Origin of the sequence: Streptomyces tuirus (assembly GCF_014701095.1) — a bacterium.
Lineage (GTDB): Bacteria > Actinomycetota > Actinomycetes > Streptomycetales > Streptomycetaceae > Streptomyces > Streptomyces tuirus.
On sequence record NZ_AP023439.1, the window covers coordinates 4,953,432 to 4,974,718 of the forward strand.

Genomic DNA, 21,287 nt, shown 5'->3' on the forward strand with positions numbered 1-21,287 from the left:
GGCCCGCGCACCGCAGACGTCCGCGCAGGGCATTCCTCACACTCCGGGAGAACGCCGCAATATGGCCACGCGCCACGACATCCGCAACGTCGCTATCGTCGCCCACGTCGACCACGGCAAGACCACCATCGTCGACGGCATGCTGAAGCAGGCCGGCGCCTTCGCCGCGCACCAGCTCGAAGGCGTCGACGACCGCATGATGGACTCGAACGACCTGGAGCGTGAGAAGGGCATCACGATCCTGGCCAAGAACACGGCGGTGAAGTACCACCCGAAGGACGGGGGGGACGTCATCACCATCAACATCATCGACACCCCCGGTCACGCCGACTTCGGCGGCGAGGTCGAGCGCGGTCTGTCGATGGTCGACGGTGTCGTCCTGCTCGTGGACGCCTCCGAGGGCCCGCTTCCGCAGACCCGCTTCGTGCTGCGCAAGGCGCTCCAGCAGCGGCTGCCCGTCATCCTCTGCATCAACAAGACGGACCGCCCGGACTCCCGGATCGACGAGGTCGTCAACGAGACGTACGACCTGTTCCTCGACCTGGACGCCGACGAGGAGCAGATCGAGTTCCCGATCGTCTACGCCTGCGGCCGCGACGGCATCGCCTCGCTGACCAAGCCGGAGAACGGCACGGTCCCCGCCGACTCCACCAGCCTGGAGCCGTTCTTCTCCACGATCCTGGAGCACATCCCGGCCCCGACCTACGACGAGGAGGCCCCGCTCCAGGCCCACGTCACCAACCTGGACGCCGACAACTTCCTCGGCCGTATCGCGCTGCTCCGCGTCGAGCAGGGCGAGCTGCGCAAGGGCCAGACGGTCGCGTGGATGAAGCGCGACGGGTCCGTCAGCAACGTCCGCATCTCCGAGCTGATGATGACCGAGGCGCTCACCCGCAAGCCGGCCGAGATGGCCGGCCCCGGTGACATCTGCGCGGTCGCCGGTATCCCGGACATCATGATCGGCGAGACCCTGGCCGACCCGGAGAACCCGGTCGCGCTGCCGCTGATCACGGTCGACGAGCCCGCGATCTCCATGGTCATCGGCACCAACACCTCCCCGCTGGTCGGCCGTGGCGCCACCGGCAAGGGCGCCGACAACAAGGCGGCCGTCAAGGACCGCAAGGTCACCGCCCGCCAGGTCAAGGACCGCCTCGACCGCGAGCTGATCGGTAACGTCAGCCTCCGCGTGCTCGACACCGAGCGTCCCGACGCCTGGGAGGTGCAGGGCCGCGGTGAGCTGGCGCTGGCCATCCTGGTCGAGCAGATGCGCCGTGAGGGCTTCGAGCTGACCATCGGCAAGCCGCAGGTCGTCACCAAGGAGGTCGACGGCAAGACGTACGAGCCCGTCGAGCGCATGACGATCGACGTGCCCGAGGAGCACATGGGCGCCGTCACGCAGCTCATGGGCGTCCGCAAGGGCCGCATGGACAACATGTCGAACCACGGCTCCGGCTGGGTCCGCATGGAGTTCGTGGTGCCGTCCCGCGGTCTCATCGGCTTCCGGACCGAGTTCCTGACGCAGACCCGCGGCACCGGCATCGGGCACTCCATCCACGAGGGCTTCGAGCCCTGGTTCGGCACCCTGCAGACCCGCAACAACGGCTCCCTGGTCGCCGACCGCTCCGGTGCCGTCACCGCCTTCGCGATGACGAACCTCCAGGAGCGCGGCGTGCTCTTCGTGGACCCCGGCACCGAGGTGTACGAGGGCATGATCGTCGGCGAGAACTCGCGCTCCGACGACATGGACGTGAACATCACCAAGGAGAAGAAGCTCACGAACATGCGGTCCTCCTCGGCCGACTCGTTCGAGGCGATCGTCCCGCCGCGCAAGCTGTCCCTGGAGCAGTCCCTGGAGTTCTGCCGGGACGACGAGTGCGTCGAGGTCACCCCGGAGGCCGTGCGCATCCGCAAGGTGAACCTGGACGCCCGCGAGCGCGCTCGCGCCGCGAGCCGCGCCAAGCACGGCTGACGCTCCTCACAACGGCACCGGGCACCCCGCATGGGCGGGGTGCCCGGTGCCGTGGTGTGAAGGGAAAAGCGCAAAGAAAAGGGGTTGTTACTGCTGCCGCTTGGTCGAGCGTAGGCGTGTATGAGCGAGTGTGAGTGAGTGCCGGTACTGCCGACGACGGGATGCAGTCGGCTTCGGAGTCAGGGGAACGGAAGTTTGCGTGTCGAATGGGTGACCTTTACGGCTGGGGCTCGTTGGATGCGGTGACGGATCTTCGATGTCGGGCCGGGGGTGACGGGGTGGGCGGGCTGCGGAAGGTGGCAGCGCCGTTTGTGGTGCCCGGCCCCTCGGGGGTGGCGGTCCGGGCCCGGTTGCGGGTCTCGGAGACGGACGCGGCCGTATTGGCCGAGGTCGGTACGTTCCTGGGCGCGCTGGCATCCCGGGATCTCGCGGTGCGCTCCCGCCAAGGGCTGGCCCATGATGCCGCCACGTGGGCTGCTCGTAAGCGGGAGCTGACCGGGGACTCGTCGGCGCGGTGGGCGGGCAGCGTCACCAAAGCCACCCATGACCAGTGGGCGTTGGCCCGGCGCGGCCAGATGGCGGAGTTGGCGTGGCTGCGTGGGCAGATCACCGCGATCGAGGCCCGGCTGGCCCGCCCGCTGGGCGCCAAGGCGAACAAACACGAAGGGCTGGTGCGCGGGTACGGCTCGCGGGCGGAGTGGCACGCCAAGGCCCGCCGCCTGCACACGCTGAAAGCCCGGCTGACGGCTGTGGAGGCGGACTGGGCGGCGGGCCGGGTGCATGTGGTGCGTGGCGGCAAGCAGCTCGCGCGCCTGCGTCACCACCTGGGCCAGGCCGGGCTGGATCAGGCGGCCTGGCGGGATCGGTGGGAGGCGGCGCGGATGTTCCTGGCCGCCGACGGGGAGTCCGGCAAACGCTTCGGCAACGAGACCATCCGCATCACCGGCACCGGGCAAGTCTCGATCAGGCTGCCGGCCGCCCTGGCCCATCTGGCCAACGCCCCGCACGGCCGCTACGTCCTGGACGCCGCCGTGGTGTTCAGGCACCGGGGCGAGGAATGGGCGGACCGGATCAGCGTGAACCGGGCGGTGGCCTACCGCATCCACCAGGACTCGGTCCGCCGCCGCTGGTATGTCACCGCCTCCTGGCAGCGCGCAGCTGTCCCGGTCCTGCCGATCGACGCGGCCCTGGCCAAGGGGGTGGTGGCAGTGGACATGAACGACGACCACCTCGCCGCCTGGCACCTCGACATCCACGGCAACCCCGTCGGCGAACCCCAGCGCTTCTTCTACGACCTGTCCGGTAATACCTCGCACCGGGACGCCCAGATCCGCCATGTGCTGACCCGGCTGCTGCACCACACCCGCCGCCGCGGGGCTGCCGCCATCGCGATCGAGGACCTCGACTTCACCGACGGCACCAGCCGGGAGAAGCACGGCCGTAACAAGCGGTTCCGGCGTCTGATCTCCCGCTTCCCCACCGCGAGGCTGAAGGCGCGGCTGGTGTCGATGGCCGCCGAGCAGAACATCGCGATCGTCGCGGTGGACCCGGCCTACACCTCCCGATGGGGTGCCCAGCACTGGCAGCAGCCCCTGACCACACCCCACCGTGACACCACTCGCCACGACGCGGCAGCCGTGGCGATCGGACGGCGCGCCCTTGGGCATCCGATCCGGCGACGGACGGCACCGCCCCCGCACGACCAGAGTGATCGTGCGGGGCATCGGACCGTCCAGGCCCGACCGGAGACCCGACGGCGCGAGGAAACCCGCCCCCGCATTCCCGGACCACGATCACGAGTCGTGCCGCCCGGACGCGGAGCGAAAACGGGTGACCAGCGTGCCCAACACCGTTCGGAGCACGCGGCTGAGCATGAGCCCTGGCAACAGGACTCACTCCCGCTCAGTCTTTAGGAACGGTAGGGAAAACCCTCGATTTGCCGGTGGCAGCCGTCAGGGGCGGTTTTCTCCCACTACCCTGCTCCGGAAGCGCCAGGCCTCCCCGTTCCCGGGGAACGCTCAACGGCCTTGCCGCACAAGCTCCTTGAGCACGCGACAGGCTCCGGTGGCACCCTGCACGGGACCCACGGTACGTCGCAACCGGTTTTTCTCACTCTCGCGTCCGGAATGCGGACAGCCGACACCGATAGATGTGTAACAAGTCCGTTTCGCAGGGATCTTTCACCAAACCCTTTGTCCGGATTTTGGAAGATGTAGGCGAGAGCTGTGATCGAACCGAGACCTCGAGAGTGTGGTTCGGTCCTGGCGTTTGGCAGATAGTTAGGCGCGTAGAGCTCGGATGTACGGGTCAGTAGCCGGCAGCGGCGCGACTCACGAGCGCGGGGGCACTCGACGAATTCCGGCACCGGCGACGGGCGGGGGCCGTGATGTGTCGTGTGCTCCCTTCGCGGTGAACCAATGACTTCATAGGAGGAACCCATGCGCGGTGCCAAGAGCGCCAAGTGGGTCGCGGGTGCGATAGTCGTCGCCCTGGCTGCCACTGCCTGCGGCGGCGGCGGTGACGACGAGGGGAAGAGCAAGGGTTCCGGCCCTGCGGGATACGTCTCGATCGACGTCGGCGAGCCGCAGAAGCCGCTCATCCCGGCTGACACGAACGAGAGCAACGGCTCGTACGTCATCCAGTCCCTCTTCACCCAGCTGCTGGACTTCGACTCCAAGGGTGACATCGTCTACACGAACGCCGAGTCGGTCACCACCGACGACTCGAAGACGTGGACGGTCAAGCTCAAGAAGGGCTGGAAGTTCCACAACGGCGAAGAAGTCACCTCCAAGTCGTACATCGACGCCTGGAACTGGTACGCCAACATCAAGAACAACCAGCAGAACTCCTTCTGGTTCCAGGACATCAAGGGCTACGACGATGTCCACCCGGAGAAGGGTGACCCGAAGGCCGAGACCATGTCCGGTCTGAAGGCCGTGGACGACCACACCTTCACCATCGAGCTGAAGTACACGATGCCGTACTTCAACTACAAGCTCGGCTACACCACCTGGGCCCCGCTGCCCAAGGTCTTCTACGACGACCCGAAGGCCTTCGGCCAGAAGCCGGTCGGCAACGGTCCCTACAAGTTCGAGAAGTGGGACCACAAGAAGCTCATCCAGGTCAAGGCCTGGGACGAGTACCAGGGCCCGAACAAGGCGAAGAACAAGGGCGTCCAGTTCAAGGCGTACACGACCCTCGAGGCCGCGTACAAGGACGTCGTCTCCGGCAACCTGGACATGATCCGCCAGGTCGGCCCGACGGACCTGCCGAAGTACAAGCAGGACCTGGGCGACGGCGCCATCGAGCAGCCGTACGCGGCCATCCAGACGCTGACCCCGGCGTTCTACTCCAAGACCTTCAAGGACATCGACCCGAAGGTCCTGCAGGGTCTGTCGATGGCGATCGACCGCGACACGATCACCAAGACGGTTCTGAACAACACCCGCACGCCGGCCAAGGGCTTCACGCCGCCCGGTGTCAAGGGCAACCAGAACCTGGACACGGACGTGTTCACGTACAACCCGACGAAGGCCAAGCAGCTCATCAAGGAGGGCGGTGGCGTTCCGGGCAACAAGTTCACCGTCCAGTACAACACCGACGGTGGGCACAAGGAGTGGGTGACCGCGGTCTGCGAGTCCATCCGCAAGGCCACCGGTGTCGACTGCACGGGTGACCCGAAGCCCGACTTCGCCACGGACCTCGAGGCCCGTGACAACGACCAGGTGAAGGGCATGTACCGCGGTGGCTGGGTCGCCGACTACCCGGTCAACGCCAACTTCATGAAGGAGCTGTACCACACCACCGCCGAGGCCAACAACGGTCGCTTCTCCAACAAGGAGATCGACGGGCTGATGAACAAGGCGGACAACGCCAAGTCCCTCGACGCGTCGGTGAAGGCCTTCCAGGAGGTCGAGAAGAAGCTGGTCGAGCACATGCCGGCCATCCCGCTCTGGTACTACCGCATCAACGGCGGCCACGGTAAGAACGTCGACAACGTCAACGTCGACTTCCACGGTGACCTCGAAGTGTGGGCCGTCACCACCAAGTAAGAGGAGCCCGTCGGGCTCTTCCCACTCGGCCGTAGACCCGCCGCCGCTCCGGCGGCGGTGGGAGGTACGGGGGGCCGTCTCGCCGATCGGAGACGGCCCCCGTACCTGCGTTAACCCCTCACGGAGGCACCTATGGGGCGCTATGTCGCACGACGACTGCTCCAGATGATCCCGGTGTTCATCGGATCAACCCTGCTCATCTTCTGCATGATGTACGCCCTGCCCGGCGATCCCGTCCGGGCGATGATGGGGGATCAGGCGTACGACCCGGCGGTGGTCGCGAGCATCAAGAAGGAGCTCGGGCTCGACCAGCCGCTCCTTCAGCAGTACGTGAACTACATGACGGGCCTGTTCCAGGGCGACTTCGGTACCCAGATCGCCAGCCAGCGGCCCATCGCGGACATCATCAGCGATGCGTTCCCGGTGACGATCAGACTGACGATCTTCTCGTTCACCTTCGTCACGGTCGTGGGCATCGGCCTCGGCATCGTCGCGGGCCTGCGCCCCGACACGCTGCGGGACCGCGGACTGCTGACCCTGACGCTGTTCCTCGTCTCGATGCCGTCCTTCGTGCTGGGCTTCCTGCTGCAGTACCTGCTCGCCTTCAAGTGGTCGGTCACGACTCCCACGGTGACCGACTCGACGGACTTCTCCCAGCTCTTCCTGCCGGCCACCGTGCTGGCGTCGCTCTCGCTCGCCTACGTCGCCCGGTTGACCCGCACGTCGATCGCGGAGAACCTGCGGTCCGACTACATCCGCACCGCCGTGGCGAAGGGGCTGCCGCGCCGCCGTATCGTCGGCGTCCACCTGATGCGCAACTCGCTGATTCCCGTCGTCACCTTCCTCGGCATCGAGATCGGCAGCCTGATGACCGGCGCCATCGTGACCGAGGGCATCTTCAACGTTCGCGGCATCGGTATCGAGATCTACGAGGCCCTCAGCCGGCGTGAGGGCGCCACCGTCGTGGGGATCGCCTCCCTCATGGTGGTCATCTACCTCGTTGCCAGCTTGATCGTCGACCTGCTTTACGCGGTCCTGGACCCGAGGATCCGGTATGCCTGACAAGACCGTCGTGAAGAAGGTCGAAGCCCTTCCCGGTGACACGGTGAGCACCGCGGGCGTGGTCGTGACCGACGCGGGACCGGCTCCCGAGAAGGCGCGCAGCCTGTGGTCCGACGCCTGGCACGACCTGCGGCGCAACCCGCTCTTCCTGATCTCGGCCGTGCTGATCGTGTTCCTGCTGGTGATGTCGGTCTGGCCGGGACTGTTCACCAGTGCCTCGCCCCGCGACGCCGATCTGGCCAAGCACTATCTGGGGAAGCCGAACTGGGGCCATGTCTTCGCCCCGGACTGGCTCGGCTACGACGTCCAGGGCCGTTCCGTCTACGCCCGTGTCGTCTACGGTGCCCGTGCCTCGATCACCGTCGGCGTGGGTGTCACCCTCGCCGTCACCGTCATCGGCACGATCATCGGCATGATCGCCGGCTACTTCGGCGGCTGGACCGACACCCTGCTCTCGCGGGTGACCGACATCTTCCTCGGCATCCCGTTCCTGCTCGGTGCCCTGGTGGTGCTCAACTCCTTCGACGACCGCACCGTCTGGGTCGTCATCATGGCCCTCGCCTTCCTCGGCTGGACCCAGATCGCCCGAGTCGCCCGCGGTGCCGTGATCACCATCAAGCAGGCCGACTACGTCGTGGCCGCCAAGGCGCTCGGCGCCTCGACCTCGCGGATCCTGTTCCGGCACATCCTGCCCAACGCGCTCGCGCCCATCATCGTCGTGGCGACCATCGCCCTCGGCGGCTACATCGCGGCCGAGGCCACCCTGTCCTTCCTGGGCGTGGGTCTCGGAGACACGGCGGTAAGCTGGGGCGGCGACGTGGCGCGAGGACGTGAGCAGCTCCGTATCGCCCCGCACACCCTGATCATCCCCTCGGTGATGGTCTCGATCACGGTGCTGTCGTTCCTGATGTTCGGCGATGCGGTACGCAACGCCCTCGATCCCAAGCTGCGCTGAGGGAGGCGTACGTGACCATCATCGATGAAGTGGCCGAGAGTCCCGCACCGGACGGCTCGGAGGGCACGGACCGCCCGCTGCTCGAAGTCCGCGACCTGCACGTGGAGTTCCACACCCGCGACGGCGTGGCCAAGGCCGTCAACGGCGTCAACTACTCCGTGTCCGCGGGTGAGACGCTCGCCGTGCTCGGCGAATCCGGCTCCGGCAAGTCCGTCACCGCGCAGGCCATCATGGGCATCCTCGACATGCCGCCCGGCCGTATCCCCCAGGGTGAGATCCTCTTCCGCGGCCAGGACATGCTGAAGATGTCCGCCGAGGAGCGCCGCAAGATCCGCGGCCGGCGCATCGCCATGATCTTCCAGGACGCGCTGTCCTCACTGAACCCGGTACTGACCGTCGGCTACCAGCTCGCCGAGATGTTCCGCGTCCACCAGGGCATGTCCAAGAAGGACGCCAAGGTCAAGGCGATCGAGCTGATGGACCGGGTGAAGATCCCGGCCGCCGCGGCCCGGGTGAACGACTACCCGCACCAGTTCTCGGGCGGTATGCGCCAGCGCATCATGATCGCGATGGCGCTCGCCCTGGAGCCGGACCTGATCATCGCCGACGAGCCGACGACGGCCCTCGACGTGACGGTCCAGGCTCAGGTCATGGACCTGCTCGCGGACTTGCAGCGCGAGTACAACATGGGTCTGATCCTGATCACCCACGACCTCGGCGTGGTCGCCGACGTCGCGGACAAGATCGCCGTGATGTACGCGGGCCGCATCGTGGAGCGCGCTCCGGTCCGCGAGCTGTACAAGCGCCCCGCGCACCCGTACACCAAGGGTCTGCTGGACTCGATCCCGCGTCTGGACCAGAAGGGCCAGGAGCTGTACGCGATCAAGGGCCTGCCGCCCAACCTGACGCGTATCCCGTCCGGCTGCGCCTTCAACCCGCGCTGCCCCAAGGCCCAGGACGTCTGCCGTACGGACGTCCCGGCGCTGTTCCCCGTCACCGAGCGGGACGGCGGCGAGCTCGTCGGCCGCGGCAGCGCGTGCCACTTCTGGAAGGAGACGATCCATGGCTGAGCTCGGCAAGACCGACGAGCCCCAGGACGCCACGCCGAACGTCTCCGAGGTCGAGGTCGTCGACGCCTCCTCCGAGACGGAGGCGGTCGCCGCTATCGAGGCGCCGGTGCAGCGGGGCGAGCCGATCCTGCAGGTGCGCAACCTGGTGAAGCACTTCCCGCTCACCCAGGGCATCCTGTTCAAGAAGCAGGTCGGCGCGGTCAAGGCGGTCGACGGCATCTCCTTCGACCTCTACCAGGGCGAGACGCTCGGCATCGTGGGCGAGTCCGGCTGTGGCAAGTCCACGGTCGCCAAGCTGCTGATGCTGCTGGAGAAGCCGACCGCGGGCGAGATCTTCTACAAGGGCCAGGACATCACCAAGCTGTCCGGGCGTGCGCTGAAGGCGGTCCGCCGGAACATCCAGATGGTGTTCCAGGACCCGTACACCTCGCTCAACCCCCGTATGACGGTGGGCGACATCATCGGGGAGACCTTCGAGATCCACCCCGAGGTGGCACCGAAGGGCGACCGCCGCCGCAAGGTCCAGGAGCTCCTGGACGTCGTCGGCCTCAACCCCGAGTACATCAACCGCTATCCGCACCAGTTCTCGGGCGGTCAGCGCCAGCGCATCGGCATCGCCCGCGGCCTGGCCCTGAACCCCGAGATCATCATCTGCGACGAGCCGGTCTCCGCGCTGGACGTGTCCGTCCAGGCGCAGGTCATCAACCTGATGGAGAAGCTGCAGAACGAGTTCAACCTCTCGTATCTCTTCATCGCGCACGACCTGTCGATCGTCCGGCACATCTCGGACCGCGTGGGTGTGATGTACCTCGGCAAGATGGCCGAGATCGGGACGGACGAGCAGATCTACGACCACCCGACGCATCCGTACACCCAGGCGCTGCTCTCCGCGGTCCCGGTGCCGGATCCGGAGGCCCGTGAAGGCCGCGAGCGGATCATCCTGACCGGCGACGTCCCGTCCCCGGCCAACCCGCCCTCCGGCTGCCGCTTCCGTACCCGCTGCTGGAAGGCGGAGGACAGGTGCGCGGAGGAGGTGCCCCTGCTGGCGGTACCTGCGCGTTTCGAGGGCGTGGACACGCCGGCGGCGCACGAGTCGGCGTGCCACTTCGCCGAGGAGAAGGACGTCGTCCACGCGGTGTGAGCCGCCGTCGGACCGGCAGCAGGTACCGGTCGAACCCCCGCCAACTGCGTTAACACGCAGGCAACTTCGCCGACCCGGTTCCGATATACGGACGCGTCACGCTGGTGGGCGTACGGCCGTGCGGGTGCCGTAGCGGGCCGGAGCGCTGTGAGGCGTTCCGGCCCGTCGCCGTGTTCAGGCGGTGGTGATGCCCAGGGAGCGCTTCAGGAAGTCGACCTGGAGGAGGAGCAGGTTCTCGGCGACCTGTTCCTGCGGGGTCATGTGTGTGACACCGGACAGCGGCAGCACCTCGTGCGGGCGGCCGGCGGCCAGCAGTGCTGAGGACAGGCGCAGGGCGTGGGCGACCACCACGTTGTCGTCGGCGAGGCCGTGCACGATCATCAGGGGGCGGTGCGGCTCGGCGGGGGACGACAGCCCCTCGGCGGTGACCAGGGAGCTCTTCGCGTACGACTCCGGGTGCTCGGCCGGCGTGCCCAGGTAGCGCTCCGTGTAGTGGGTGTCGTACAGGCTCCAGTCGGTCACCGGCGCGCCCGCGATGCCCGCGTGGAAGACGTCGGGGCGGCGCAGCACCGCCAGGCCCGCCAGCCAGCCGCCGTAGGACCAGCCGCGGATCGCCACCCGGGACAGGTCCAGGGGGTGGCGCTGCGCGAGGTCCTCGAGCGCGTCCACCTGGTCGTCCAGCGACAGCGTGAAGTCGTGGTGGATCGCCTTCTCCCAGGCGGGGGAGCGGCCCGGGGTGCCGCGGCCGTCCGCGACCACGACCGCGAAGCCCTGGTCCGCGAACCACTGCGACGTGAGGTGTGCGTTGTGCGCGGCGACCACCCGCTGGCCGTGGGGACCCCCATAGGGGTCCATGAGCACCGGCAGGGGGGTGTCACCGTCGTAGTCCCGAGGCATAAGCACGGCGCACGGGACACGGCGTGCGCCCCCCTCCGTGAGCGTCACGCGGGGGGACATACCAGGATCTTCGGCGTACGAAGGGACAGTCGTGGTCGGTTTTCCGTCGCGCAGGATCCGCACCAGTGAACCTGGCCGGTTCAGTGTCGCCGAGACCAGAACCGTCACCTCCCCGGCCCGCACCGCGGCGTGCACGCCCGGCTCCTGCGACACCCGCTCCACGCCCAGTTCGTTCACCCGGTACACGTGCACCTGGCCCGTCTCCGCCTCCCCGGTGGCCTCCGCGCCCGCCGACGCCGAGACCAGCACGTCGTGCGCGGAGACGTCCAGCACGGCCCGGACGTGCAACTGCGCTCCGGTGAGCGGCCGGTCCCCGACCGCCAGCACCCGTGCACCGCCCTCGTCCGCGATCCGCACCAGCTGCCCCGAGGGGCTCCAGCACGGCACCCCGGGGAAAAGATCCAGCCATGTTGGATCTTCGTCGGCGTGCACCATCCGCGTCGCGCCGGTGTCCGGATCCACGGCCAGGATCAGCTGACTGCGCTGGTCGCGCGCCTGTACGAGCAGCAGCGGCGCGCCCGCCGCTGACCAGTGGACATGCGCCAGATACGGGTAGCGCGCCCGGTCCCAGGCGACCTCCGTGCGCGGCCCGTCCAGCCCGATCACGAACAGCCGCACCTCCGCGTTGTCCGTGCCCGCCGCCGGATACGGCACCCGCTGCGGCTTCCGCTCCGGATGCGCGGGGTCGGCGATCCACCACCGCTGCACCGGCGTGTCGTCCACCCGCGCCATGAGCAGCCGGTCCGACTCCGGAGCCCACCAGAACCCCCGGGACCGCCCCATCTCCTCGGCCGCGATGAACTCGGCCAGCCCGTATGAGACATTCTCCGACTCGGGCTCGGCGAGCGCCCGGTCACCCTCCCCCTCGGCGCCCACCACCCGCAGGGCCCCCTGCGCGACGTACGCGACGTGCCGTCCGTCGGGTGAGGGACGGGGGTCGATCACCGGCCCCGGCGTGGGCAGTTCACGCGCCGTCCCGGCCCGCAGTTCGGCCGCGAAAAGCCGCCCTGACAAGGCGAAAGAGGCCAGTTCGACCGCTGTGTCGGTGGCGTACCCGACGATGCCGGCCCCGCCCTCACGGCTGCGCTCGCGCCGGGCCCGCTCCTCGGGCGAGAGGTCCTCCGAGGTACCGCCCAGCAGGGTGCGCGGGTCGGCGGCCAGGCGCTCCCCGCCCTCCTCCGTGTCGAGGACCCAGAGCGAATTCGCCCGGTCCGTACCGGAAGCGGAGCGCAGGAACACGACACGCGAACCGTCGGGCGCCACGGTGAACGAACGGGGCGCGCCGAGGGTGAAGCGCTGGGTACGGGCGTGCCGTCGGGGGAAGGAGTGAGGCTCGGTCGTCATGCCCTGACCATATTGGCCATGCGCCCCCTTGTGCGGCCGTGCGCCGATCGATGCGCGCAGAGGGATAGTTATGATCAATGTCGCATAGTGGGTATGAACCTGCTGGCTGCTGTACGGATTTGATGCCCCCATAGTCCGACCCCCCGCGCCCTCGTGGATCTTTGGAGGTGAGCCGCCGTGGCACTCTCGATTTCGGCGGTGGTGCTGCTGGCGATCATCGTCTTCCTGCTCATCAAGAAGTCGGGGCTGAAGGCGGGGCATGCGATCGTCTGCATGCTGCTCGGCTTCTACCTCGCCTCCTCGACCGTCGCTCCCACGATCAACGAGCTGACGACGAACATCGCGGGCATGATCGGCAGCATCAAGTTCTGACCGGCGTGGGACCTCGTAGGCTGGTCCCATGACGGAACTGCCCTCCCCCAAGCTCTCCGAGCAGGGGGGACCCCCACCTCGCTCCGCGAGGCGTCTGCTGCTGGTGCACGCGCACCCGGACGACGAGTCGATCAACAACGGCGCGACCATGGCCAGGTACGCGGCCGAGGGTGCCCACGTCACCCTGGTCACCTGCACCCTCGGCGAGCGCGGCGAGGTCATCCCGCCCGAGCTCGCGCACCTGACGGGCGCCGCCCTGGGCCAGTACCGCCGCCGTGAGCTCACCGCCGCCATGGCCGAGCTCGGCGTGACGGACTTCCGCCTGCTCGGCGGCGCCGGCCGCTACAGCGACTCCGGGATGATGGGCCTGCCCGACAACGACGACCCCGGCTGCTTCTGGCAGGCCGACGTCGACGAGGCCGCCGCACACCTCGTCGAGGTGATCCGCGAGGTACGCCCCCAGGTCCTCGTCACCTACGACGACCACGGCGGCTACGGCCACCCCGACCACATCCAGGCCCACCGGGTCGCCATGCGCGCCGCGGAACTGTCCGCCGACGCCGGCGTCCCCATCCCCAAGGTCTACTGGAACCGGGTCCCCCGGCCCGTTGTGGAGGCGTCCTTCGCGCGCCTGAGGGAGGACCTGCCCGGCACGCCCTTCGCCAAGGCCGCCGACGTCGACGACGTCCCGGGTGTGGTGCCCGAGGAGCGGATCACCACCGTGGTCGACGGCACCGCCCACGCCGCCGCCAAGGCCGCCGCGATGCGCGCCCACGCCACCCAGATCACCGTGGCCGAGCCGTACTTCGCGCTGTCCAACGAACTCGCCCAGCCGATCCTCACCACCGAGTACTACGAGCTGGTGCGGGGCGAGCGGGGCTCCGCCGAACCGGAGACGGACCTCTTCGCCGGTCTCGGGGAGGCCTCATGAGCGACCGGACGCCGATGCTCGCCCAGCCGATGCGCCCGCCCACCGCCGGACGCGTCGGTGCCTGCCTCGGGTTCTTCGTGCTCGGCGTCCTGGTGGGCGTGGCCGGGGCCCTGGTGCAGCCCGGATGGTTCCCGGGCGGGCTGCTGCTCGCCCTGGCCGGTGAGGCCGGAGCCGTCCTGGGCGCCAGTCGTGTCCTGCGCGGCCGGGCCGGGGGCGTCTCGGTCGCGGCCGGCTGGATGCTCTCGGTCGTGCTGCTGACCGCCAGCCGCCCCGAGGGCGACTTCCTCTTCGCCGCGGGGAGCGGCTCCTATCTCTTCCTCCTCGGGGGCATCGCCGTGGCTGTGATCTGCGCCACCATCGCCCCGGGGCGGCAACCGGACGGCGGCCCCGTCCGACTTGCCAAGTGACGTACCACTTCGCCAGGACGTGGCCGTGGGGGTCCGGTGTGAGTTTCCACGGCGGTCACGGGATACGGGCGAGAAGTGGCCAGTATGGTGGTGCGCGCCGCCGAGCTGCCCGCGTGAGGTTGTGTCGGGCGGCGGAGCCAACCGGGAGAACCTGCCTTGAGCCGTGAAACTGACACTCCGTCCTCCGGGCCCAACGGGCGCGGTGGAGCCGCCTACCCGTCGGGTACGCCGCCGTACGGGACCCCGACGGTCTCCGACGCCGGTACGGACGCGGGCCGTTCCGCCACGCGGCCGGAGGAACGCAAGACCGAGACCACGCTGACGACCCGGATCCGGATCAACATCCCCGGGTCGCGGCCCATTCCGCCCGTGGTGGTGCGCAAGCCCGTCGCGGAGGCGGAGAGCCCGGCCCGCACCGACACGCACGGTGAGGCGTCGACGGCGCCGGACACCGCCCCCTCCACGGGCGCGGGCCCGGTCGAGCCTCCCGCCGAGCCCGTGCAGCAGGGCGACGACAAGCCGGCCAGCGACTGGTTCGCCCCCCGCAAGTCGGGCGGCGGCAAGGGCGGTCCGGGCGGCGGCTCCACCAACGGGGGCGGGCTGCCGGGCGGTTCGCGTCCGGCGCCGGGCGGCTCCGGAGCGGGCGCTCCCGCCGCCGGTGCGTCCGGAGGGGCGCGGCCGGGTGCCGGGCGGCCCGGAGGCGTGGTCGGCTCCATGGGCGCGCCGGGTGGCTCCCGCTCCGGCGGTACGAACGGTGCCGGGCTCCCGGGCGGCGCGACCGGCGGCCCCGTCGCGCCCGGGCACGGCGGTGGCACCGGCTCCTTCGACGTCACCGAGGCCCTGGCGGCGGGCCCGCTGGGCAACGGCTCGCGTTCCACCCCCGGCGGCGGCGAACCGCGCCGCGACGACCTGCCGTACTTCTCGGAGAACGGCCGCGACGGGCAGAGCGGGCAGAACGGACAGGCCGGTTACGGCGGTCAGCCCGGTGGCCCGAGCGCCGCGGACGGCTTCGGCACGCCCGGCGGCCCCGGCTCCCGCCCTGCCGGCCCGACGGGCGGACCGGTCACCGGTGACGGCCCGATGGTGCCGCCGGCCGGAGCGGGCTTCGACGAGCAGGTCGGTCCCGGGCGGACGAGCGGCTTCACCGCGCAGGGAGGCCCGGGCGCACCCGGCAGCTTCGACGCACCCGGCGGCCCTGGCGGCCCCGGCGGCTTCGGTATCGAGCCGGGCGGCCCGGCAGGCCCCGGCGCCTTCGACGCCCCTGGCGGGCGCAGCGGCCCTGACGGCTTCGGCGACCCGGCCCGGCCCGGTGCCCCCGAGGCCTTCAACGACCCCGGCGGCCCCGGCGCCTTCAACGCCCCCGGCCGGTCCGGAGGCCCCGGAGCCATAGGCGGCGGCCCCGGTGGCCCCGGCTCCCCCGCCGGTGGGGGCGTACCCGGCGCTCCTGGTGGCCCGGCGGGCCCGGGCGGCACTCCCGCTCCCGGCGCCGCGGGCACCGGCCCCGGCGGTGGCATGAGCGACGACACCGCCATCCTGACCCCGCAGAAGCCGGCCCCCGAACCACCGGACGGCCAGGGCTACGGCCCCCGGCACGACAACGTCTCGGGGCACACGGTCACCAGCGGCATCCCCGTCGTACCGTCCGGTGCCGCCTCGCCGTTCGGCCCGGGCGCGCCCGGTGACGGCCCGGTGCCCCACACGGCACCGAAGCTGCCCGAGCCGGTGTCGCCGCCCCCCGCGAGCTCCTCCAAGGCGCCGAAGAAGAAGGGCCGCAACAAGCTCGTGCTGCTGGCCGTCGGCGCGGTCGTCCTCGCCGGTGGCGTCTACGGCGCCGGGCTGCTGATGAACCGCACCGACGTGCCCAAGGGCACCACCGTGCTCGGCGTCGACATCGGCGGCACCACGCGCGACGGCGCGGTCAGGAAGCTCGACGAGGCCTTCGACAAGAACGCCGGCAAGGAGCTGAAGCTGTCCCTGGGCGGCAAGACCGTCGCCCTCGACCCGGACAACGCGGGCCTGCAGTTCGACATGGACGCCACGGCCGACGCGGCGGCCAAGAGCGACTACAACCCGGTCTCCGTGATCGCCTCGCTGTTCGGCAACCACCGTGTGGTCACTCCCGTCATGCCCATCGACGAGGAGAAGCTGCACGCCTCCCTGGAGACCGCCGCCGGAGGCTCCGGCGCGACGACCGACGGCACGATCGAGTTCAAGGGCGGCAAGGCCGTCCCCGTGTACGGCAAGGCCGGCAAGGGCGTCGACCTCGCCAAGTCGACGGCCGCGGTGGAGGAGGCATACCGCACCCAGGTGGAGACCGGCACGGCCGGCACGGTCAGCCTCCCGACCACCACCCGGCAGCCGACGGTCTCCAACGCCGAGGTCGACCGGATGCTCAAGGAGTTCGCGCAGCCGGCGATGTCCGACCTCGTCACCATCCGGACCGACGCGGCGCACAGCATCGACTTCGGCCCGGTGTCCCTGCCGAAGATCCTCAGCTTCAAGGCCGTCGACGGCAAGCTCGTGGACACCTACAACCTGAAGGCGCTCCAGGAGGCCTACGGCAAGACCTTCGAGGGCGTGCAGATCGAGGGTGCCGGCGGCAAGCGGGACGTCCTCCCGCAGGACGTCGTCACGGCGCTGCGCAAGGCCCTGCGCGGCAAGACGTCCGCGGAGCGCGTCGGAGTCATCGACACCAAGCCGAACTGACCTCCGGCCACCCGCCGTACGAGAGCCCCCGCCCGACGAGGACGGGGGCTCTCCCCGTCACCCCGCGGACATCACAACCGGCCTGCGGCACTCCGCCCGCCCGACACGGACCCCGCCCACGTCAGTTGAGCATCGCCCTGGCCGCAAAGGCCTCCCCCCGCACCCGCTCGGCAGCCCCCTCGTCCACCGCCGAGACAACCTCCGCATAGGCCTCCAACTCCGAGGCCCCGCCCAGGAACTCCCCCCGCCGCACCAGCAACTGCGCCCGCTCGTACCGCAGCCGAGCCGGATGCGAGGGCAGCAGCAGCGACAACTCCACCGCCCACAGCGAGACGTCCGACCGCTCGGGCCGGGCCGCCGCCCACGCCCGCACGTTGTTCAGGATCCGCAGCACCACATCCAGCGGATCCGCCGGCCGCAGCATCGACGGATCGATCCCCGACCCCGTCGCCCCGGCCACCAGCACCTCCGCGTCCGCCCCCGTCAGCACCCGCCCGCCGTCGAACGGATCCGCCAGCACCTGCCCCTCGTCGGGCCCGAACCCGACCACGAAGTGCCCCGGCAGGGCCACCCCGTACACCGGCGCTCCGGCCCGCCGGGCCACCTCCAGCCACACCACCGACAGCAGGATCGGGAGCCCCCTGCGCCGCACCAGCACCTCGTGCAGCAGCGAGGACTCCAGCCGCCGGTAGTCGGCGGGGGTGCCGTGGAACCCCATCCGCTCACCGAGCAGCTCCCGCAGGGCCAGCGCCCACGCCCGCGGCCCGCCGGGCCGGTACGGCAGCAGCCCGGCCAGCCGGTCCAGCTCGACCTGCGCGGCGTCCAGGCCGGCCTCGTCCAGCTCCCCGTCCGCCACCGCGCCCACCAGCAGGCACAGCGTCGACAGATCGGGCCGCTCGGACCGGGCCTCTTCGGCGAACCGCCGCCGCAGCTCGGCGGAGCGCTCGGGGGAGGGGGGAAACGGGGGACGCATGACTGGCTCGTGCCCTCTCACAACGATCGGTTACCGGCCGCTGCGGCGCCGTCCGGCGCCCGGTAGTGGTGGTAGGCGTGGTGCGCCGAGAAGCCCATCCCGGCGTACAGCGCCCGCGCTGCCGCGTTGCCGGCCTCGACCTGGAGCCACGCGGCCGACGCGCCCTCGTCGAGCGCCTGACGGGCCAGTGCGGCCATCACGGCCGTGCCGAGCCCCCGCCGCCGCAGCGCAGGGTCGACCTCGACGGCGGCGAACCCGGCCCACCGCCCGTCGACGACACACCGCCCGATGGCGGCGGGAGGCGCCTGCGCGCTGTCCCCGGGCACGGTCGCGAACCACACGGAGGGCCCGCTCTCCAGCACGCGCAGCGCCACCTCGCTCACGCCCTTGCGCTGGTACCGGGCCAGCCACCCCTCACCGGCCTGCCGGGACAGCACGACCCCCGCCGGATCACCCCGGTCGGCGATCGGCGCCAGCGGCCCGGCCCACAGCTCGGCCGTCACCTCCCGCACCCAGCCCCGCCGCTCCAGCTCGGCGCAGAGCAGCTCCTGCGTGCCCTCGGCCCCCGTCGCGGTCTGGACGTAGGCGGGCAGTCCGCGCTCGCCGTACCACCGCCGCACGGCGTCCAGGGCCTCGTCGAGCGGCCTGTCCGGCGCGCCCAGCGGCAGCACCGAGTTGGCCCGCCGCGTGAACCCGGACGCGGCCCGCAGCTCCCACCCGCCGAGCCGCTCGCTCTCGACGGGCGGCCAGGCCCGCGCGGCGACCCGCGCCAGCTCCTCGTAGGAGGCGGCGGGACCGCGGCGACGCGCCGGTGCGGCGGGCACGGTCTTGCCCGCGACCAGCGCCGATTCCGCGATGCGGACGCTCTCGCCACTCTTGCGTGTGATCAGCAGCACACCGTTGTCCCATGATGTGAGAACACCGACCGTGTCGGTGAACTTCTCACCCGGAGCCTCATGTTCGATCAAGCTCCGCACGGAGACCCGTTTGCCCACGTCAGCAGCGGTGATGCGGACCTCGAGTCGCCCGGCGGCAGAGATTTCCACAGGTCAGTTCACCCCTCCTGTTCGGATCATGCCCAGGAACGGAGATACTAGGGGCGGGCATCGACGACGCCGCGCTCCCGCGCGCCAGGCGGCGGAGCCTGAGGAGGCCCGCCAGCGCCCTATCGAGGAGGAACGACAGCGTGACCTACGTCATCGCGCAGCCTTGTGTCGACGTGAAGGACAAGGCGTGCATCGAGGAGTGCCCGGTCGACTGCATCTACGAGGGCCAGCGGTCCTTGTACATCCACCCGGACGAATGCGTCGACTGCGGCGCCTGTGAACCGGTCTGCCCGGTCGAGGCCATCTTCTACGAGGACGACACTCCCGAGGAGTGGAAGGACTACTACAAGGCGAACGTCGAGTTCTTCGACGAGCTCGGTTCGCCCGGCGGAGCCAGCAAGCTGGGGCTGATCGAGCGCGACCACCCCTTCATCGCCGCGCTGCCGCCGCAGAACCAGTAAGAGCGGCCCGCACTCCGTGCCGCCTCGGTCCCGTACGGCCCGATCAGCCCCCTGATCGCCGTACGGGGCCGAGGCGTTTGCCGTGACCGGCTCGTACGTGCCAGAAAGTGAGCCCGAACCCGTGTCCGCAGTCTCCGACCGCCTCCCCACCTTCCCCTGGGACAAGCTGGCCCCGTACAAGGCCACGGCCGCCGCCCATCCGGACGGCATCGTCGACCTGTCCGTCGGCACCCCGGTCGACCCGGTGCCCGAGCTGATCCAGAAAGCGCTGGTGGCCGCGGCCGACTCGCCGGGCTATCCGACCGTCTGGGGCACCCCCGAGCTGCGCGACGCGATCACCGGCTGGGCCGAGCGCCGCCTCGGCGCCCGGGAGCTCACCCACCGCCACGTGCTGCCGGTCGTCGGCTCCAAGGAGCTCGTCGCCTGGCTGCCCACCCAGCTGGGCCTCGGCCCCGGCGACCGGGTGGCCTACCCGCGCCTGGCCTACCCGACGTACGAGGTCGGCGCCCGCCTGGCACGCGCCGGCCACGAGGCCTACGACGACCCGACGGAGCTGGACCCCGAGGGCCTGAAGCTCCTCTGGCTGAACTCCCCGTCGAACCCCACGGGCAAGGTCCTCTCCCAGGAGGAGCTGACCCGGATCGTCGCCTGGGCCCGCGCGCACGGCATCCTGCTCTTCTCCGACGAGTGCTACCTGGAGCTGGGCTGGGAGGCCGACCCGGTCTCGGTGCTGCACCCGGACGTCAACGGCGGCTCGTACGACGGCATCGTCGCCGTCCACTCCCTCTCCAAGCGCTCGAACCTCGCCGGCTACCGCGCGGCCTTCCTGGCCGGTGACCCGGCGGTCCTCGGCCCGCTCCTGGAGATCCGCAAGCACGGCGGCATGATGACGTCGGCTCCGACGCAGGCGGCGGTGATCGCGGCCCTCGGCGACGACGGCCACGTGCGCGTCCAGCGCGAGCGCTACGCGTCCCGCCGTGAGCTGCTGCGCGAGGCCCTGGTCACCCACGGCTTCCGCATCGAGCACAGCGAGGCCAGCCTCTACCTGTGGGCCACCCGGGGCGAATCCTGCTGGGACACGGTCGACCACCTCGCCAAGCGCGGCATCCTCGTGGCCCCCGGCGACTTCTACGGCCCGGCGGGCGCGCAGTTCGTGCGCGTGGCGCTGACGGCCACGGACGAGAGGGTGGCGGCGGCCGTACAGCGGCTGTGACCGCGGCCGAGCACACCGAAGGGGTCCGGGGAGCTTCCCCGGACCCCTTCGCCGTCACGACGCCGTGGCGTCAGCCGACCGGCAGGCTCTTCACCGGCAGGGAGTCCGCGGACGGCACGCCGCCCTTGGTGAGGGAGTCCGTCGGCAGGCCGCCCTTGGCCGAACCGGCGGTGTCGCCGACGAGCTGCCCGGCGGAGCCCGCCGCGTCACCGGCCGCCTTCTGCGCCACGGGCGTGGTCTTCTTGACCGCCTTGCCACCGGTCTTGCCCGCGGCCGGCACCGCCTTCTTGACGGTCTTGCCGCCGGTGTCACCCGCGGACTCGGTGACCTTCTGCGCCGCGCCGTCGACGGTGTTGCCGACGTTGGCCCCGTCCAGGGCGGTCAGGCCACCGAGGTTCGGGGCGGCGGGCAGCTCGGGGGCCGCGCTGGCGGAGCCGGCCGCACCGACCCCGGCAGCCGCTCCCGCAGCGACGATCAGCGCGGCACGGGCGATACGGCGGGTCAGAGGCAGGGACATGGTGCTCCTTCGACGGGAGAGAACTGTGAGCTTCGTGAAGTGTCCGACCGGGTCCGGCAGTTGATCGACTGGCTGTGGATCACCCCGGCTCGGACGCAGTGACTACCGCTC

17 protein-coding genes are annotated in these 21,287 nt (G+C 70.5%); 13 read left to right on the forward strand and 4 right to left on the reverse strand.

Annotated elements, in window-relative coordinates; translation table 11 throughout:
* The first annotated feature begins 61 nt into the window (after positions 1-61).
* The 7 genes from typA (at position 62) to IGS69_RS22950 (ending at position 10,249) form a co-directional block, all read left to right on the forward strand.
* The gene (gene typA, locus IGS69_RS22920) at positions 62-1,969 is read left to right on the forward strand and encodes a translational GTPase TypA (RefSeq protein WP_190902415.1); all 1,908 of its coding nucleotides are present in this window, start codon (positions 62-64) and stop codon (positions 1,967-1,969) included.
* A 278-nt stretch (positions 1,970-2,247) separates the two neighbouring features.
* Positions 2,248-3,882: a transposase gene (locus IGS69_RS22925; RefSeq protein ID WP_190902416.1), complete on the forward strand. Its 1,635-nt coding sequence runs from the start codon at positions 2,248-2,250 to the stop codon at positions 3,880-3,882.
* 525 nt (positions 3,883-4,407) lie between these two features.
* Positions 4,408-6,021 (forward strand): peptide ABC transporter substrate-binding protein, encoded by a 1,614-nt coding sequence (locus IGS69_RS22930; RefSeq protein ID WP_190902417.1) that lies wholly within the window; start codon positions 4,408-4,410, stop codon positions 6,019-6,021.
* A 132-nt stretch (positions 6,022-6,153) separates the two neighbouring features.
* Positions 6,154-7,083, forward strand: coding sequence for an ABC transporter permease (locus tag IGS69_RS22935; protein ID WP_190902418.1), 930 nt, complete (start codon positions 6,154-6,156; stop codon positions 7,081-7,083).
* Entirely contained in the window at positions 7,076-8,038 is a 963-nt protein-coding gene (locus IGS69_RS22940; protein ID WP_190902419.1) for an ABC transporter permease, read from the forward strand. The genes IGS69_RS22935 and IGS69_RS22940 overlap by 8 nt, the downstream gene beginning before the upstream one ends.
* A gap of 11 nt (positions 8,039-8,049) precedes the next feature.
* Positions 8,050-9,108, forward strand: a complete 1,059-nt coding sequence (locus IGS69_RS22945; protein WP_190902420.1) for an ABC transporter ATP-binding protein — start codon at positions 8,050-8,052, stop codon at positions 9,106-9,108.
* On the forward strand, positions 9,101-10,249 hold the full coding sequence (locus IGS69_RS22950) for an ABC transporter ATP-binding protein (protein ID WP_190902421.1): 1,149 nt from the start codon (positions 9,101-9,103) through the stop codon (positions 10,247-10,249). Before IGS69_RS22945 ends, IGS69_RS22950 begins: the two co-directional genes overlap by 8 nt.
* Positions 10,250-10,423: 174 nt before the next feature.
* On the opposite strand, the gene IGS69_RS22955 is transcribed toward IGS69_RS22950, so the two are convergent.
* Positions 10,424-12,550, reverse strand: coding sequence for a S9 family peptidase (locus tag IGS69_RS22955; RefSeq protein ID WP_190902422.1), 2,127 nt, complete (start codon positions 12,548-12,550; stop codon positions 10,424-10,426).
* A gap of 177 nt (positions 12,551-12,727) precedes the next feature.
* Here IGS69_RS22955 and IGS69_RS22960 point away from each other — a divergent pair, with 177 nt between their 5' ends.
* The 4 genes from IGS69_RS22960 to IGS69_RS22975 all read left to right on the forward strand — a co-directional run bounded on the left by IGS69_RS22960 (position 12,728) and on the right by IGS69_RS22975 (position 16,966).
* Positions 12,728-12,922: a hypothetical protein gene (locus IGS69_RS22960; protein ID WP_030842840.1), complete on the forward strand. Its 195-nt coding sequence runs from the start codon at positions 12,728-12,730 to the stop codon at positions 12,920-12,922.
* Positions 12,923-12,950: 28 nt separating this feature from the next.
* Positions 12,951-13,853 carry an N-acetyl-1-D-myo-inositol-2-amino-2-deoxy-alpha-D-glucopyranoside deacetylase gene (mshB, locus tag IGS69_RS22965; protein ID WP_190902423.1) on the forward strand — a complete coding sequence of 301 codons (903 nt, stop codon included), beginning with the start codon at positions 12,951-12,953 and terminating at the stop codon, positions 13,851-13,853.
* Entirely contained in the window at positions 13,850-14,260 is a 411-nt protein-coding gene (locus IGS69_RS22970) for a DUF6113 family protein (RefSeq protein WP_190902424.1), read from the forward strand. The genes mshB and IGS69_RS22970 overlap by 4 nt, the downstream gene beginning before the upstream one ends.
* Positions 14,261-14,416: 156 nt before the next feature.
* Positions 14,417-16,966, forward strand: a complete 2,550-nt coding sequence (locus IGS69_RS22975; protein ID WP_190902425.1) for a hypothetical protein — start codon at positions 14,417-14,419, stop codon at positions 16,964-16,966.
* 121 nt (positions 16,967-17,087) lie between these two features.
* Here the strand turns inward: IGS69_RS22975 and IGS69_RS22980 are convergent, their stop codons facing one another.
* On the reverse strand, positions 17,088-17,939 hold the full coding sequence (locus tag IGS69_RS22980; RefSeq protein ID WP_190902426.1) for a transglutaminase family protein: 852 nt from the start codon (positions 17,937-17,939) through the stop codon (positions 17,088-17,090).
* A 17-nt stretch (positions 17,940-17,956) separates the two neighbouring features.
* The gene (locus IGS69_RS22985; RefSeq protein ID WP_190902427.1) at positions 17,957-18,985 is read right to left on the reverse strand and encodes a GNAT family N-acetyltransferase; all 1,029 of its coding nucleotides are present in this window, start codon (positions 18,983-18,985) and stop codon (positions 17,957-17,959) included.
* 140 nt (positions 18,986-19,125) lie between these two features.
* Between IGS69_RS22985 and fdxA the strand changes: the two genes are divergently transcribed.
* Positions 19,126-19,446 (forward strand): ferredoxin, encoded by a 321-nt coding sequence (gene fdxA / locus IGS69_RS22990; protein WP_030669097.1) that lies wholly within the window; start codon positions 19,126-19,128, stop codon positions 19,444-19,446.
* A 121-nt stretch (positions 19,447-19,567) separates the two neighbouring features.
* Positions 19,568-20,659, forward strand: a complete 1,092-nt coding sequence (locus tag IGS69_RS22995; protein WP_190902428.1) for a bifunctional succinyldiaminopimelate transaminase/glutamate-prephenate aminotransferase — start codon at positions 19,568-19,570, stop codon at positions 20,657-20,659.
* 70 nt (positions 20,660-20,729) lie between these two features.
* Here IGS69_RS22995 and IGS69_RS23000 read toward each other — a convergent pair whose 3' ends face one another.
* Positions 20,730-21,176 (reverse strand): ATP-binding protein, encoded by a 447-nt coding sequence (locus IGS69_RS23000; RefSeq protein ID WP_190902429.1) that lies wholly within the window; start codon positions 21,174-21,176, stop codon positions 20,730-20,732.
* Positions 21,177-21,287 lie beyond the last annotated feature (111 nt).